Source organism: Streptomyces sp. NPDC007095 (assembly GCF_040634475.1).
Lineage (GTDB): Bacteria > Actinomycetota > Actinomycetes > Streptomycetales > Streptomycetaceae > Streptomyces.
Genome location: NZ_JBEYFS010000005.1, coordinates 63560 through 78421 on the forward strand (window position 1 = coordinate 63560; position 14862 = coordinate 78421).

Consider the following 14862-nt stretch of genomic DNA (forward strand, 5'->3'; position numbering starts at 1 on the left):
CTAAAGTGTTACTTGCGGTAACTGGAGTCTGTTACTGATCAGTAGTAAAAGTCAACTCCCACGTTCAGCTCGGCAGCCCGTTCGATGCGCATGGGCCGATGAGTGTTACTTTGCGCAGGCGTCACCGAATCACCACGGGTGGGGAGAGATCATGGACACCACACAGCGGACCGACCAGCAGAGGTCCGCCGACCGCCGCCGGCGCGAGCTGCTGGAGGCCGCCGACAGAGTGGTGCTCCGCGACGGCCCCGGCGCCTCGATGAACGCCATCGCCGCCGAGGCGGGCATCACCAAGCCGATCCTGTACCGCCACTTCGGCGACAAGGGCGGACTCTACGCGGCCCTGGCCAAGCGGCACACCGACGCCCTCCTCGGAGCGCTGCGGGCCGCGCTGGACGCGCCCGCGGAGCGCCGGGAGCGGGTGGAGGCCACGCTCGACACGTATCTCGCGGCCATCGAGGCGCACCCTCAGGTCTACCGCTTCCTGATGCATCCCACGGAGGGCGCCTCGTCCGCCGACCGGGGCTTCGACCTGGGCAAGCACTCCGCGCCGCTGCTGCGCCGCATGGGCGAGGAGTTGGCCGAGGTCATCGAGGAACGGGTGGATCTCGGACCGGGCAGTCAGCAGCTGGCGCGGGTGTGGGGGCACGGGATCGTCGGCATGATGCATGCCGCCGGGGACTGGTGGCTCGGTGAGCAGCCCTGCTCCCGGGCCGAGTTGGTACGGAGTCTGGCCGACCTGCTGTGGGGCCGGCTGGCCGCGGCCGGCGATCGTGTCGGGGGTCCTGGGTTCTGAGGTCGGCTGTCGGCTGTCGGCTGTCGGCTGTCGGCTGTCGGCTGTCAGCTGTCGGCTGTCGGCTGCGGGAGTGTCGTGGCTGGCCGCGCAGTTCCCCGCGCCCCCAAAAACGGGGCGCTCAGGTCGGCGCCCCCTCAGGGGTGCGGGGAACTGCGCCCTCGACCCGAGACAACCCGCAGCCGGCCGACAGAGCTCAGCGCCCCCAGGACGCCCGCGCCGCCTGCCTCATCACCCGGCGCCGGCGCCAACCGCTCAACCGGTCCACGTACAGACCACCCTCCAGGTGGTCGTACTCGTGCTGCAGACACCGGGCGAACCAACCGGTGCCATGCACCGACACCGGCTCCCCGTCCACCGTGAAACCCTCGACCACGGCGTGGTCGTACCGCTCCGTCCCCGCTTCCAGGCCGGGCAGGGAGAGACAGCCCTCCGGCCCGCGCAGGACCACTCCGTCCGCCTCGACGAGACGGGGGTTCACCACGTGTCCCAGATGGCGGACGTCCTCGTCGTCCGGGCAGTCGTACACGAAGACCCGCGAGGCGACGCCGACCTGGTTCGCGGCGAGGCCGACGCCCTGGGCGGCGTACATCGTCGCGAACATGTCCTCGACGAGCCGGGCGAGTTCGGGACCGAAGTCCGTGACGTCTTCACACGGTGTGTGCAGAACGGGGTCGCCGAGCAGAGTCACCGGCCGGACGCGCCCTCGGGTGCCGGGGATGGAGCCGTGTCGCATGGCGGCAAGGGTACGGTCCTCATGGGCGCGCGAATGTCGCGCGGGCACCGTGGAGGTGCCGCGATTCGGGCACGTGAGTGGATCTCGATAGGCTGAGGCCCACACGGTGCCGGGGGCAGAGGCGCGGCGCGTACGCAAGGAGGATCGAGAAACGATGTCAGGCAACTCGGACCCGCTGACGCCGCGGGCCAAGCTGGCCGTGACGGCGGGCAAGGCGGCGGCGGCCGTCTCGCGGGCCGCCGGACGCGGCAGCGGATCGGTGATCGGCGGCCGGGTGGCACTCAAGCTCGACCCCGATCTGCTGGCGAGGCTCGCCACCCACCTGGACGTGATCCTGGTGTCGGCGACCAACGGCAAGACCACGACCACCCGGCTGATCGCGGAGGCGCTGCGCGCCGCGGGCCCGGTCGTGTCCAACGCGCTGGGCGCCAACATGCCGGCCGGTATCACCTCGGCTCTCGCCGGGGGTTCGGACGCGAAGTTCGCGGTCATCGAGGTCGACGAGAAGTACCTCGCGGGTGTCGCCCGCGACACCGACCCGAAGTGCATCGCCCTGCTCAACCTCTCCCGCGACCAGCTCGACCGGGCCGCCGAGACCCGGATGATGGCCGAGCACTGGCGCGAGGGCCTGGCCGGTTCCAAGGCCGTCGTGGTCGCCAACGCCGACGACCCGCTCGTCGTGTGGGCCGCTTCCTCCTCGCCGAACGTCATGTGGGTGGCGGCCGGTCAGATGTGGAAGGACGACGCCTGGTCCTGCCCGTCCTGCGGCGGTGTGATGCAGCGCCCCGGCGACGACTGGTTCTGCGGCGACTGCGGCTTCCGCCGTCCGACGCCGACCTGGGCGCTGTCCGGGGACCACGTCCTCGACCCGCACGGCTCCGCGTGGCCGATCCACCTCCAGCTGCCCGGCCGGGCCAACAAGGCGAACGCCGCCTCGTCGGCCGCCGTCGCCGCGGTCTTCGGGGTGCCCCCGCAGGTCGCCCTGGAGCGCATGTACCAGGTGCAGGCGGTCGCCGGGCGCTATGACGTGGTGCAGTTCATGCAGCGTGACCTGCGTCTGCTGCTCGCCAAGAACCCCGCGGGCTGGCTCGAGACGTTCTCCCTGATCGACCCGCCGCCGACCCCGGTCATCCTGTCCGTGAACGCGCGGGGCGCCGACGGTACCGACACCTCCTGGCTGTGGGACGTCGACTACACCCGTCTGACCGGGCACCCGATCTTCGTGCTCGGCGACCGCAAGCTCGACCTCGCCGTGCGTCTCGAGGTCGCCAACCAGTCCTTCCAGGTCTGCGAGAACCTCGACCAGGCGGTGCGGCTCGCCCCGCCCGGTCGCATCGAGGTCATCGCGAACTACACCGCATTCCAGGATTTGAGGCGTCGTGTCGGCAACTGAGCAGCCACGGAGGACCAAGAGAATGAGTGACAACAGCCTGCGCCTGGTGTGGATCTACCCGGACCTGCTGAGCACCTACGGCGACCAGGGCAACGCCCTCGTCGTGGAGCGCCGGGCCCGCCAGCGCGGTCTCGACGTCGCCCGTCTCGACGTCCGCAGCGACCAGCCGATCCCGACCTCCGGCGACATCTATCTGATCGGCGGCGGCGAGGACCGGCCACAGCGGCTCGCGGCGGAGCGCCTGCGCCGCGACGGCGGTCTGCACCGCGCGGTGGGCAACGGCGCGATCGTCTTCTCGGTCTGCGCCGGCTACCAGATCCTCGGCCACGAGTTCATCAACGACCTCGGACAGCGTGAGCCGGGCCTCGGCCTGCTCGACGTGGTCTCGGTGCGCGGCGAGGGCGAGCGGTGCGTCGGCGACGTACTCGGAGACATCGACCCGCGCCTCGGCCTGCCGCAGCTGACCGGCTTCGAGAACCACCAGGGCGTCACCCACCTCGGCCCCACCGCGCGTCCGTTCGCGCAGGTGCGGCTCGGCAAGGGCAACGGCACCGGCGACGGCACCGAGGGCGCGTACAACGACACGGTGTTCGGCACGTACATGCACGGGCCCGTGCTCGCCCGCAACCCGCAGATCGCGGACCTGCTGCTGAAGCTGGCGCTCGACGTGAACGCGCTGCCGCCGATCGACGACCGCTGGTACGAGGCGCTCCGGGGCGAGCGCATCGCCGCGGCGCAGCAGCCCGCCTGAACGGTCGGCCAACAACGGACAAACGGTGCGGGATGTCCGCAGGGCGCGCTCGAGGGATACCTCAAGCGCGCCCGAGGCGTATCCGGCACGGTGTACCCAGGTCGGGCCCGCCTGACCGGGTGCCCGCTCACTTGTGCGGCCGCGTCCACCAGGCGGACGCCCGCTACGGCACCACCCCGTCCCGCCGGTAGGGTGACCGGGATTCCAGCCGGACAGCGTGGTCCGGTCCCCGGCCCACGTTGAGAAGGTATTTCGGGCTATGCGCATTGGTGTCCTCACGTCCGGCGGCGACTGCCCCGGCCTGAACGCCGTCATCCGGTCCGTCGTGCACCGCGCCGTCGTGGACCACGGCGACGAGGTCATCGGCTTCCGGGACGGCTGGAAGGGGCTTCTGGAGTGCGACTACCTGAAGCTCGACCTCGACGCGGTGAGCGGCATCCTGGCTCGCGGCGGCACGATCCTCGGTTCCTCCCGGGTCCAGCCCGCGCAGCTGCGTGACGGCGTGGAACGGGCCAAGGGCCATGTCGAGGAGCTCGGTCTCGACGCGATCATCCCGATCGGCGGCGAGGGCACGCTGAAGGCGGCCCGGCTGCTCTCGGACGGCGGCCTGCCGATCGTCGGCGTGCCGAAGACCATCGACAACGACATCGCCGTCACGGACGTGACCTTCGGCTTCGACACGGCCGTGGGCGTCGCGACCGAGGCTCTGGACCGGCTGAAGACCACCGCCGAGTCCCACCAGCGGGTACTGATCGTGGAGGTCATGGGCCGCCACACCGGCTGGATCGCCCTGCACTCCGGCATGGCCGCGGGCGCGCACGCCATCGTCGTCCCCGAACGCCCCTTCGACATCGAGGAGTTGGCCGCGCGGGTCGGCGAGCGCTTCGAGGCGGGCAAGCGGTTCGCGATCGTGGTCGCCGCGGAAGGGGCGAAGCCTCGTCCGGGCACGATGGAATTCGACGAGGGCGGCAAGGACGTCTACGGGCACGAGCGCTTCGCCGGTATCGCCCGGCAGCTCTCCCTGGAACTGGAGGAGCGCCTCGGCAAGGAGGCCCGGCCGGTGATCCTCGGGCACGTCCAGCGGGGCGGTACGCCGACGGCGTACGACCGGGTGCTGGCGACGCGGTTCGGGTGGCATGCGGTGGAGGCCGCGCATCGCGGCGACTTCGGGAAGATGACCGCGCTGCGGGGGACCGACATCGTCATGGTCTCGCTCGCGGAGGCGGTGGAGAGCCTGAAGACGGTTCCCGAGGAGCGGTACGCCGAGGCGGAGTGCGTGCTCTGAGGGTTCGTTCGCGCTGCACTGACCCCGGTCACAGTTGTGGCCGGGGTCAGTTCTACTCTGGTTCGGACAGACAGCGCACAACGTACGAATCAGGAGCCGGCGGATGGATCACAGCGGGCACGGCATGACCATGGATCTGCCGCCGTTCACGCTGGGGCGGGGGCTCGTGTGGTCCGCGGACCCGTTCTTCCTCGTCGCCTGCCTGGTGGGACTCGGCCTGTACGGCTGGGGGGTCGTGCGGCTCGCGCGGCGCGGTGACAAGTGGTCGGTCGGGCGGACCATCGCCTTCGTGCTCGGCGTGCTGACCGTGATGCTCGTGATGTGCACCAAGCTGAACGACTACGGCATGGTCATGTTCAGCGTGCACATGGTGCAGCACATGGTGATCAGCATGCTCTCGCCGATCCTGATCCTGCTCGGGGCGCCGATCACGCTGGCGCTGCGCGCACTGCCGGTGGCCGCCACGCGAGGCAACAAGGGTCCGCGTGAACTGCTGCTGATGTTCCTGCACAGCCGCTACATGCGGATCATCACGCATCCGGCGTTCACGATCCCGCTGTTCATCGCGAGCCTGTACGCGCTGTACTTCTCCCCCATCTTCGACTTCCTGATGGGCTCCAAGACCGGACACATCGCGATGATGTGCCACTTCCTCGCCGTCGGCCTGGTCTTCTTCTGGCCGATCATGGGCGTCGACCCCGGACCGCACCGGCCGGGCTATCTGATGCGGATGCTGGAGCTGTTCGCGGGCATGCCGTTCCACGCGTTCTTCGGTATCGCGCTGATGATGGCGTCCGCGCCGATGGTCGACACGTACAAGAACCCGCCCGCCTCGCTCGGCATCGACGCGCTCGCCGACCAGAGCGCCGCGGGCGGTATCGCCTGGGCGTTCAGCGAGATCCCCTCCGTCCTCGTGCTGATCGCGCTGCTCTTCCAGTGGTACGCCTCCGAGAAGCGGCAGGCCCGCCGCACGGACCGGGCCGCAGACCGCGACGGCGACAAGGAACTCGAGGCGTACAACGCCTATCTGGCCTCACTCAACGCACGCGGCCGCTGAATTAACTTTGCAATTCACCTTGCGTGAAAGGCTTTTCGGTTCAGTAGCATGGGGGGACATCGGGGGAAACCGCAGGGGGAGCGGTCATGTCAATTCGTGCGTCCATGCAAAGGGCGGGGTTTTCCGCCGCCCGAAGGCTCGCTCTACTGCTGGTTTCGGTACTGATAGTCAGCGGGTGCAGCAAATCCGATCAGTTGTTCGTGGTGCGGGCCGTGGCGGCGGGGGTTTCCTCGGTCTCCCCCTTCTTCAAGGAGGACCGACAGCTCGGCACGGACATCCAGTTGCCCGAGGCCCGGCCCAGCGGTGGCGTGCAGGCCAGTAACAGCCCCGGACTGTACGGCGGGGCCCCGGACGGCAGCGCCGGAAGCGGCTCACCGGCGCCCGCACCCAGTACCGCCCCAGGCACCGGCCCTGGCACCGGCGTGTGGGGCGGCAGCACGAAACCCGGCACCTGCGCCGTGGCGAAGCTGAAGAAATTCCTCACCGACCCCAAGAACTCGGCGAAGGCCCAGGAATGGGCGCGGGTCCTGCATATAAGCACCGATCAGATCCCGAGTTATATCGATCGACTCACACCCGTCGTACTGCGTCACGACACTCTCGTGACGAATCACGACTACAAGAACGGCAAGGCGGTTTCGTACGCCGCGCTGCTGCAGGCCGGAATCGCTATTCTGGTCGACCAACAGGGACTGCCCGCGGTGAAGTGCTCCTGCGGCAATCCGCTGCTCCCCTTCGAGGGAAAGGCCTCGAAGACCGACGTGCGGTTCAAGGACGGCAACAAGAAGTGGGCCGACTACCGGCAGGACCGTGTCGTGGTGGTCGAGCCGCCGCCCGGGGCGCAGGAGATCCACAAGCTCCAGCTCGTCGACGTGCACAACCCCGACCGGGGGATCGCCCGCCCGGTGGGCAGCGACGGCAGCCAGGACAAGTCCTTCAACACCCGGCAGAAGCACGCCGTGCCACCTGTCACCGGCATGACCTTCGCCGAGGCGACCCGGCGGCTGACCGACGCGGGGCTGGGAATGTCGTACGCCGGTGACACCCTGCCGGCCGACGGTGCCCAGGTGACGGCGTCCCGGCCGACCGAGGGCAGCCAGGTCGCCTGGGGCACGTCGGTCGTCCTGTCGGCGCGGTCCGACAGCCCGTCCGAGAGCGGCGGTGGCCCGGACACGCCGTCGGATTCCGGCACGAGCACGGGCGGCACGGGCGGCACGGGCTCACGCGGCCAGGCCCGCACCGCCAGTTCCCAGCGCACCCCGAAGCGTTCGGTCTCCTCGCCCGCGACACCCGCGACCCGGCACAGGGCGATGACCGCCTGGCGGGGCGGCGGCTGGCTCGCGTTGAGGTAGCGCTGCCAGGAGGACTTGCTGTACGCGGTACGCGTGCCCAGCGCGACCAGGCTCATCCCGGTGCGGTCCTTGAGCAGTCGCAACTGCTCGACGAAGTGCCGTACCTCCGCCGGAAGCTCCTCCGGCAGCGGCTGCCAGGCACCCATCGCTCACCCACCTCCCGCAGCGCTTCCCAGGCGCTCCCGTGTCGTTCCCCGTGAGCGATTGACGACGCCGGGCGGTGGACGGTTCCCGTCACGCGACGCGGACACCATGGCGGAATGGTCACTTCCGTGCCACAGGGAACTGACGGCTGTTGAACAGGCGGTGCCTGTGCAGAAGGGTTGATCCGGGCGGTCCGGCCGCCCGGCCGCGGCCCGTCCTTACTCGGGGGAGGGGACGGGCCGCGCCCTGCTTCAGGGCATGCGCGGGGGGCTCAGCGGACGGTGAAGTGCAGCGTGTCGTCCAGGAACGGGATGACCAGCCACGGGTTGGGCTGTGCCATCAGCGAGAGCAGCACGATGGCGACGCCCAGCACGCCGTACGTGAGCATGTCCGTGAAGCGGGAGCGGACCGCGAGCATGCCCACATCGGGCAGCATCCAGCGCAGCACGGCGCCGGCCAGCAGCGCGGCGCCGATCAGGACCGTGCCGAGCCGGAACACGTCGAGGGCGGTCAGCAGCAGGCCGAGTCCGACGGACGACAGCACGGCGAGGATCGGCCACTGGCGGGCCGGGGCCGGGGCGTCGCCGCCCGCCGCCCGGCCGCCGCCCTCGGGCCGCGCGGTGTCCCTCGTGAACAGAGGGAAGCGCCGTGTGGTGCGGCGCGGCTTCCCCTCGGCGTCGGGCGCGCTCACGGCGTCGAGCGCACCCGGCTCGCCCTCGGCGCCCTCCGCCTCCCGCACACCCGCCACACCGTTCACGGATCCCGCCTTCCCCGAACCGGCCTCACCGTTCACGGACCCCGCCTCCCGAGGACCGGCCTCACCGTTCACGGACCCCGCCTTCCGCACGACGGACTCACCCTTCACCGCCCTCGACCTCCGCACGGCCGACCCGCCGTTCGCGGACGCGGCCTCCCGTACGGCCGACTCGGCGTCGGGGTCGGTGTCGCGGGCCGCGGTGTCCTCGGGCCCGCCGTCAGCCGACACTGCGCTCCGCCGCTTCCACGACGTTGACGAGCAGCTGGGCGCGGGTCATCGGGCCCACGCCGCCGGGGTTCGGGGAGATCCACGCGGCCACCTCGGCGACGTCCGGGTGGACGTCTCCGACGATCTTGCCCTCGGCGCTGCGCGAGACACCGACGTCAAGGACGGCGGCACCCGGCTTCACGTCCTCGGCGCGGATGAGGTGGGCGGATCCGGCCGCGGCGACAATGATGTCGGCGCGCTTCAGATGCGCGGAGAGATCGCGGGTGCCGGTGTGACACTGGGTGACCGTGGCGTTCTCGCTGCGCCGCGTCAGCAGCAGCGGCATCGGACGCCCGATGGTCACCCCGCGGCCTACGACCACGACCTCGGCGCCCTTGATCTCCACGCCGTAGCGGCGCAGCAGGGTGAGGACGCCGTTGGGGGTGCACGGCAGCGGGGCCGGCTCGTTGAGGACCAGCCGCCCGAGGTTCATCGGGTGCAGGCCGTCGGCGTCCTTGTCCGGGTCCATCAGTTCGAGGATGCGGTTCTCGTCGATGCCCTTGGGGAGCGGGAGCTGGACGATGTAGCCGGTGCAGGTGGGGTCTTCATTGAGTTCGCGCACCACCGCCTCGATCTCCTCCTGCGTGGCGGTCGCGGGCAGTTCACGCTGGATGGACGCGATACCGACCTGGGCGCAGTCGCGGTGCTTGCCCGCGACGTACTTCTGGCTGCCGGGGTCGTCGCCGACCAGGACGGTCCCCAGGCCGGGCGTGACGCCCTTCTCCTTGAGGGCCGCCACGCGGGCGGTCAGATCGGACTTGATCGCGGCTGCGGTGGCCTTGCCATCGAGAATCTGGGCGGTCATGGCCCCATCCTCGCGGATGACCCGCTCCCGGTTCCAATCCGGGCGCCCCTTTCCCTCTGCCACCAGCCGCGACCAGCCGTGATCAGCGATGTTGCGCTTGCACAACACCTGCACAACACAATCGGAAGGGCCCTGGACAAATAAGTAAGGCATTTAGAACGATGAACATCACAGTGCCGCGGACAGTACCGGGGGGACGGACCGCTCTGTAGAACTCTCCTCCGCACCTTGCCGCGCGTCCCCGCACCAGGCAACGGAGGAAAACCCGCCATGAGTTTCGGCGACCCGAACAACCCCTACGGTCCCCCGCAGGGCCAGCCGGCCGGCTACCCGCCCCAGGGCCAGCCCGGCTACGGCTACCCCCAGGGCGCCCCGCAGCAGCCCGGCTACGGCTACCCGCAGGCCCCGCCGCTCGGCCAGCAGCCGTACGGCGGCTACCCCGGCGGCCCGATGGAGATGCCCGGCACGGTCAAGGCCGCGCGCGTGATGCTGTTCGTCATCGGCGGTCTCCAGGTGCTCGGCGCCGTCCTGATCGCGATCTCGGCGCTCGCCGTCTCCGCCGCGAAGAACAACGCGGACCTCAAGAACGACGTCCAGTTCCAGCAGCTCGCGGACTACTCGGCCGGCGTCCTGTGGGGCATCACGGTCGCGGTCCTGGCGTGGGGCGTCTTCGCGATCTGGCTCGGCGTCAAGTGCGCGAACGGCGGCGGCGGCGTCCGCATCGCCGCGCTGGTGTTCGGCATCCTCACCGCGGTCCTCGGTATCTACCCGTTCATCGTCATCGGTCTGGTGCACACCGTGCTCGCCATCCTCATCGCGGTGTTCGTCGGCAAGGCGGACGGCGCCGCCTGGTTCGACCGTCCGAAGTACTCGGTCTGAGGCCACCGGCGGCACAGCCGCCACGAGGCCGGCTTCCAGGCCGACTTCCGGCCATGTGAGGTAGAGGCCGTTGACTGGGCCCCGATCTGGGTGGTGCAGCCTCACCGGCGTCCACCTAGGGGTACAGCGAGCGCAAAGGAATGCGGCGGTGGCTTCCGGCCCTCCCCCGAGGGGGCCGGAAGCCACCGCCGCGCACGTGTGCCAGGGCTCAGCCGCAGTTACCGGTGATCCACTGGTGGGACCGCACCTTGTACGTACCGGCGAGGTTGCCGCCCTGCTGCTGCCGGGTGCAGCCGATCCGGCCGTTGTAGTTGGTGTTCGCGTAGAAGGCGACACCGCTGTACGACCCGGTGCCGGCGTTCCACACCGACTTCACGTTCGTCGTGGCGGCCCAGGAACACTTGATGGCGCCGCTCTGCCAGTCGGGGTCGGCGACGCTCCACGAGCACTTGCTGCCGGTGAAGTTGAAGCCGGTCCAGAAGCAGACGTCACCCGACGCGCAGTCCACGGCGGCGGCCGAGGCGGGTGCCGCCGACGCGGAGGCGGGCAGGGCCAGGGTGGTGGCGGCCGCCGCGCTGACGGCGAGGGTCGCGAGCAGCGGGGAGAGGCGGCGCGGACGACGTACGGAAAGGTTCATGGGTCTGTTTCTCCTTGCGATGCGGCTGCTGGTGGTCGGACAGCCAGAAGGTGGCAACGCGTGTCCCGGCCGGGCAAGGAGACCGGGCGGGCTGGGACGCCGGGACGGCCGGACGCCCGCTACTTGGCGCGTTCTCTAACCCTTGGGACGGCCGTGGGACGGCTACTGTGTCCAGCCATTGGAACGTCTGACCAGCGTGCCGTAAGTGCCAGGGGGGAACAGTGATGCCCGCGTGCCCGGAAACCGAACGGTTCGCCGCGTTGTTGCGTTCGCTGAAGAACCGCTCAGGTCTGAGTTACGAGGCCCTCGCCAAGAAGACCGGCACCGCCGGGTCCACACTGCACCGCTACTGCCGCGGCACTTCGGTGCCCCAGGACTACGGAAGCGTGCACCGGTTCGCCACCGCCTGCGGCGCGACCCCTGACGAACTGCGGACGCTGCACCGTCAGTGGGCCCTGGCCGACGCCGCCCGGACGGAGGCGGGGACGGAGACGGAGACGGAGGCGGAGGCAAAGGCGGAGGCGGAGACGGGGACGGAGGCCGCAGGAGACGCGGTGGATCCCGCAGATGCCGTTGTCGCCACTGATCTCGGTGACGGTGACGGTGACAAGGAGTCGGGGGCGGTGGAGGTCGGGCCCGTTCCGCCGGTCCGTCAGGGCCGTTTCCGTCTTGACCAGTTCCGGCAGGGCCGGTTCCGTGTCGTCGTGATCGGGGCCGTGGTCCTGACGCTCGGTGTCTCCGCCTGGGCCCTGACGACCGATCGCCCGTCATCCGGCAGCGGCGGCGGCTCCGCGGCGGACGGCCGTCTGCTCTTCTCGGCCGCCTGTCAGCCCGTGGTGGCCATGGGCCAGCACGACGCGTGCGTGGGCGAGGTACAACGGCTGCTGCACGCCAAGGGCGCGGACATCGACGTCGACTCGGACTTCGGCCCGCAGACGTTGCGCCGGGTCACCGCCTTCCAGGTGTTCACCGGTCTCCAGCCCAACGGAGTCGTCGGGGACGCCACCAAGAAGGCGCTCTACACCTCGAACGTACGCATGACCGTGTGGCCGCCGGCGAAGGTACGGGCGCACATCCGCGCGGTCTTCACCGACGCACCCGACGCGGCGGTCGCCATCGCGGACTGCCAGTCGTTCCTCGACCCGCTGCACATCCTGCCCAACACCAACGGCACCCGTAACTGGGGTCTGTTCCAGATATCCGACCTGCGCCTGCGCGAGCTGGGCGGGACCCCGCGTCAGGCGCTGGACCCGGAGTGGAACATCAGGGCGGCCCAACGCCTGTGGAGCAAGAAGCGCGACTTCCACGACTGGCCGAACTGCGAGCGCGCGGTCAAGGGCGCCGCCACCACCGCGCCCGCACGGTAGCGGCGGCCCACCGGAACCCCGGTGGACCGCCGCGCACACACCGACCCGCCGCGGATCAGTGGAAGAAGTGCCGCGTCCCCGTGAAGTACATGGTGATGCCCGCCTTCTTCGCGGCCTCGACCACCAGCTCGTCACGGACCGAACCGCCGGGCTGGACCACGGCCCTGACGCCCGCCTCGGCGAGGATCTCCAGACCGTCCGGGAACGGGAAGAACGCGTCCGAGGCCGCGTACGACCCGCGGGCCCGCTCGGCGCCCGCCCGCTCGACCGCGAGCTTCGCGGAGTCGACGCGGTTGACCTGGCCCATGCCGACGCCGACCGAGGCGCCGTCCTTGGCGAGCAGGATCGCGTTGGACTTCACCGCACGGCAGGCCCGCCAGGCGAAGGCCAGCTCGTCGAGCTCGCCCTCGTTCAGGGCGTCACCGGTCGCCAGGGTCCAGCTCGCCGGGTTGTCGCCGTCGGCCTGGAGGCGGTCGGTGACCTGGAGCAGCGCGCCGCCGTCGATCGGCTTGAGCTCGGCCGGGTTCGCGGGCGCACGGTGGGCGCGCAGCACGCGGATGTTCTTCTTCTTGGTGAGGGCTTCGAGGGCGCCGTCCTCGTACTCGGGCGCCACGATGACCTCGGTGAAGATCTCGGCGACCTGCTCCGCCATCTCCTTCGTCACCGGCCGGTTGACCGCGATCACCCCGCCGAACGCGGACAGCGGGTCACAGGCGTGCGCCTTGCGGTGCGCCTCGGCGACGTTCGCGGCGATCGCGATGCCGCACGGGTTGGCGTGCTTGATGATCGCGACGCAGGGGTCCTCGTGGTCGTACGCGGCACGGCGCGCGGCGTCCGTGTCCGTGTAGTTGTTGTACGACATCTCCTTGCCGTGCAGCTGCTCGGCCTCCGCGAGACCGCCGGTGCCCGAGGTGTAGAGGGCGGCGGGCTGGTGCGGGTTCTCGCCGTAGCGGAGAGTGTGCGCGCGCTCCCAGGTGGCGCCGAGGAAGTCGGGGAACCGGGAGGCGTCGACGGGGGCGTACTCGGAGGCGAACCAGGAGGCGACGGCGACGTCGTACGCGGCCGTGTGCTGGAAGGCCTCGGCCGCGAGCCGCTTACGGGTGGTGAGGTCGAAGCCGCCGGTCTTGACGGCGGCGAGGACGTCGCCGTACCGGTCGGGGCTGGTGACGACGGCCACGGACGGGTGGTTCTTGGCGGCGGCTCGGACCATCGAAGGCCCGCCGATGTCGATCTGCTCGACGCACTCGTCGGGCGTCGCGCCCGAGGCGACGGTCTCACGGAAGGGGTAGAGGTTGACGACGACGAGGTCGAACGGCTTGACGCCCAGCTCTTCCAGCTGCCGCTGGTGGTCGGGCAGACGCAGGTCGGCGAGGATGCCGGCGTGGACCTTGGGGTGCAGGGTCTTGACGCGGCCGTCGAGGCACTCGGGGAAGCCGGTCAGGTCCTCGACCTTGACGACGGGGACCCCGGCCGCGGCGATCTTGGCGGCGGTGGAGCCGGTGGAGACGAGCTCGACACCGGCCTCGTGGAGCCCGCGGGCAAGATCTTCGAGCCCGGTCTTGTCGTAGACGCTGACGAGCGCGCGCCGGATGACCCGCTTGGTGCCCTCGGTGCTCTCGGCCGTGACTGTGCTGTCGGCGGTCACTGGATAACTACCTTTCGTCCCTCAATGCGATAGCCGTTGCGGGCGAGGCGCCCCACGACATCGACGAGCAGTCTTCGCTCGACTTCCTTGATGCGCTCGTGCAGAGCGCTCTCGTCGTCCTCGTCCCGGACCTCCACCACGCCCTGAGCGATGATCGGTCCGGTGTCGACGCCGTCGTCGACGAAGTGGACGGTGCAGCCGGTGACCTTCGCGCCGTACGCGAGCGCGTCGCGTACGCCGTGGGCCCCCGGGAAACTCGGCAGCAGGGCGGGATGCGTGTTGACGAACCGCCCACCGAACCGGGCGAGGAATTCCTTCCCCACGATCTTCATGAACCCCGCGGAGACCACCAGGTCGGGCTCGTGGTCGGAGACGGCCTCGGCGAGCGCGTGGTCCCACTCGTCCCGGGTGTCGTAGTCCTTGACGCGGCGGACGAAGGCGGGGATCCCGGCCCGCTCGGCCCGGGCGAGCCCTTCGATGCCGTCGCGGTCGGCGCCCACGGCCACGATCTCGGCCCCGTAGGCCTCCGGCCCGCCCGCGGCGATGCCGTCGAGCAGTGCCTGCAGATTCGTGCCTGATCCGGAGACCAGCACGACGAGGCGCTTGGTCTTGGCCACGACGGGGCCCTTTCTCGGGGGAGCGTTTGTACGGTCGTACGAATGCTTCGCGCCCCTGGATACGGGGAAGTCTACGAAGCGGCCGACCGTCAGCAACGATACCGGCACACCGGGCGGCCCCCACGGGACGGGGGCGTGGCCGGAAGGTAGCGTCTGCGGTGGATCCTCCCGGGACACCGTTCAGCACGGGGAACGCCCTGTGCGCTTGGGACGTTGACCTGGGACGGGTAGAACGTTCGGGGTACGAGCCCCGGGGGCGAACGTCCGGGGCGCGGGCCTCGGACGCAAAACCCGGGGCAGGGACTCTGCGGAGCGGTACCCGGGGCGTGAATCCCGGGTCCTGATCCTGGAAACGAACGCCCGGGGTGCGAGCCCCG

Annotated in this window: 13 protein-coding genes and 2 pseudogenes; 8 read left to right on the forward strand and 7 right to left on the reverse strand. The window is 70.3% G+C overall.

The window, feature by feature from the left end; translation table 11 throughout:
• Nucleotides 1-151: 151 nt before the first annotated feature.
• A complete protein-coding gene (locus ABZ656_RS03220) occupies nt 152-796 on the forward strand; it encodes a TetR/AcrR family transcriptional regulator (protein ID WP_101407824.1) in 645 nt (214 codons plus the stop codon).
• Nucleotides 797-989: 193 nt separating this feature from the next.
• Here ABZ656_RS03220 and def read toward each other — a convergent pair whose 3' ends face one another.
• A complete protein-coding gene (gene def, locus ABZ656_RS03225) occupies nt 990-1529 on the reverse strand; it encodes a peptide deformylase (RefSeq protein WP_168489785.1) in 540 nt (179 codons plus the stop codon).
• A gap of 154 nt (nt 1530-1683) precedes the next feature.
• Here def and ABZ656_RS03230 point away from each other — a divergent pair, with 154 nt between their 5' ends.
• From ABZ656_RS03230 to ABZ656_RS03250, 5 genes and pseudogenes are all read left to right on the forward strand, one after another.
• Nucleotides 1684-2922 carry a MurT ligase domain-containing protein gene (locus ABZ656_RS03230; RefSeq protein ID WP_101407825.1) on the forward strand — a complete coding sequence of 413 codons (1239 nt, stop codon included), beginning with the start codon at nt 1684-1686 and terminating at the stop codon, nt 2920-2922.
• Nucleotides 2923-2944: 22 nt separating this feature from the next.
• A complete protein-coding gene (locus ABZ656_RS03235; RefSeq protein ID WP_101407826.1) occupies nt 2945-3673 on the forward strand; it encodes a glutamine amidotransferase in 729 nt (242 codons plus the stop codon).
• A gap of 259 nt (nt 3674-3932) precedes the next feature.
• A complete protein-coding gene (locus ABZ656_RS03240) occupies nt 3933-4958 on the forward strand; it encodes a 6-phosphofructokinase (protein ID WP_075025354.1) in 1026 nt (341 codons plus the stop codon).
• Between the two features lie 103 nt (nt 4959-5061).
• Nucleotides 5062-6015, forward strand: coding sequence for a cytochrome c oxidase assembly protein (locus tag ABZ656_RS03245; RefSeq protein WP_101407827.1), 954 nt, complete (start codon nt 5062-5064; stop codon nt 6013-6015).
• Nucleotides 6016-6119: 104 nt separating this feature from the next.
• Nucleotides 6120-7130: pseudogene (locus ABZ656_RS03250) on the forward strand (PASTA domain-containing protein); the annotation flags it as partial.
• Between the two features lie 107 nt (nt 7131-7237).
• On the opposite strand, the pseudogene ABZ656_RS03255 reads toward ABZ656_RS03250, so the two are convergent.
• The 3 genes and pseudogenes from ABZ656_RS03255 to ABZ656_RS03265 all read right to left on the reverse strand — a co-directional run.
• A pseudogene (locus ABZ656_RS03255) lies at nt 7238-7513 on the reverse strand (helix-turn-helix transcriptional regulator); the annotation flags it as partial.
• Nucleotides 7514-7782: 269 nt separating this feature from the next.
• Nucleotides 7783-8496, reverse strand: coding sequence for a DUF3017 domain-containing protein (locus ABZ656_RS03260; protein WP_360263971.1), 714 nt, complete (start codon nt 8494-8496; stop codon nt 7783-7785).
• Nucleotides 8486-9340: a bifunctional methylenetetrahydrofolate dehydrogenase/methenyltetrahydrofolate cyclohydrolase gene (locus tag ABZ656_RS03265; RefSeq protein ID WP_054233749.1), complete on the reverse strand. Its 855-nt coding sequence runs from the start codon at nt 9338-9340 to the stop codon at nt 8486-8488. The genes ABZ656_RS03260 and ABZ656_RS03265 overlap by 11 nt, the downstream gene beginning before the upstream one ends.
• Before the next feature lie 270 nt (nt 9341-9610).
• Here ABZ656_RS03265 and ABZ656_RS03270 point away from each other — a divergent pair, with 270 nt between their 5' ends.
• On the forward strand, nt 9611-10219 hold the full coding sequence (locus ABZ656_RS03270) for a proline-rich domain-containing protein (protein ID WP_101400202.1): 609 nt from the start codon (nt 9611-9613) through the stop codon (nt 10217-10219).
• A 208-nt stretch (nt 10220-10427) separates the two neighbouring features.
• Here ABZ656_RS03270 and ABZ656_RS03275 read toward each other — a convergent pair whose 3' ends face one another.
• The gene (locus ABZ656_RS03275; RefSeq protein ID WP_101400201.1) at nt 10428-10856 is read right to left on the reverse strand and encodes a peptidase inhibitor family I36 protein; all 429 of its coding nucleotides are present in this window, start codon (nt 10854-10856) and stop codon (nt 10428-10430) included.
• Nucleotides 10857-11080: 224 nt separating this feature from the next.
• Here ABZ656_RS03275 and ABZ656_RS03280 point away from each other — a divergent pair, with 224 nt between their 5' ends.
• A complete protein-coding gene (locus ABZ656_RS03280; protein WP_360263977.1) occupies nt 11081-12223 on the forward strand; it encodes a helix-turn-helix domain-containing protein in 1143 nt (380 codons plus the stop codon).
• A gap of 55 nt (nt 12224-12278) precedes the next feature.
• On the opposite strand, the gene purH is transcribed toward ABZ656_RS03280, so the two are convergent.
• A complete protein-coding gene (gene purH, locus ABZ656_RS03285) occupies nt 12279-13868 on the reverse strand; it encodes a bifunctional phosphoribosylaminoimidazolecarboxamide formyltransferase/IMP cyclohydrolase (RefSeq protein WP_101400199.1) in 1590 nt (529 codons plus the stop codon).
• Nucleotides 13865-14485: a phosphoribosylglycinamide formyltransferase gene (gene purN / locus ABZ656_RS03290; RefSeq protein WP_101400198.1), complete on the reverse strand. Its 621-nt coding sequence runs from the start codon at nt 14483-14485 to the stop codon at nt 13865-13867. The genes purH and purN overlap by 4 nt, the downstream gene beginning before the upstream one ends.
• Nucleotides 14486-14862 lie beyond the last annotated feature (377 nt).

Excerpts from the sequence above, each read along its gene's own strand:
- ABZ656_RS03220 (WP_101407824.1), top strand. The coding sequence starts at position 152 with ATGGACACCACACAGCGGACCGACCAGCAGAGGTCCGCCGACCGCCGC.
- def (WP_168489785.1), bottom strand. The coding sequence starts at position 1,529 with ATGCGACACGGCTCCATCCCCGGCACCCGAGGGCGCGTCCGGCCGGTG.
- ABZ656_RS03230 (WP_101407825.1), top strand. The coding sequence starts at position 1,684 with ATGTCAGGCAACTCGGACCCGCTGACGCCGCGGGCCAAGCTGGCCGTG.
- ABZ656_RS03235 (WP_101407826.1), top strand. The coding sequence starts at position 2,945 with ATGAGTGACAACAGCCTGCGCCTGGTGTGGATCTACCCGGACCTGCTG.
- ABZ656_RS03240 (WP_075025354.1), top strand. The coding sequence starts at position 3,933 with ATGCGCATTGGTGTCCTCACGTCCGGCGGCGACTGCCCCGGCCTGAAC.
- ABZ656_RS03245 (WP_101407827.1), top strand. The coding sequence starts at position 5,062 with ATGGATCACAGCGGGCACGGCATGACCATGGATCTGCCGCCGTTCACG.
- ABZ656_RS03265 (WP_054233749.1), bottom strand. The coding sequence starts at position 9,340 with ATGACCGCCCAGATTCTCGATGGCAAGGCCACCGCAGCCGCGATCAAG.
- ABZ656_RS03270 (WP_101400202.1), top strand. The coding sequence starts at position 9,611 with ATGAGTTTCGGCGACCCGAACAACCCCTACGGTCCCCCGCAGGGCCAG.
- ABZ656_RS03275 (WP_101400201.1), bottom strand. The coding sequence starts at position 10,856 with ATGAACCTTTCCGTACGTCGTCCGCGCCGCCTCTCCCCGCTGCTCGCG.
- ABZ656_RS03280 (WP_360263977.1), top strand. The coding sequence starts at position 11,081 with ATGCCCGCGTGCCCGGAAACCGAACGGTTCGCCGCGTTGTTGCGTTCG.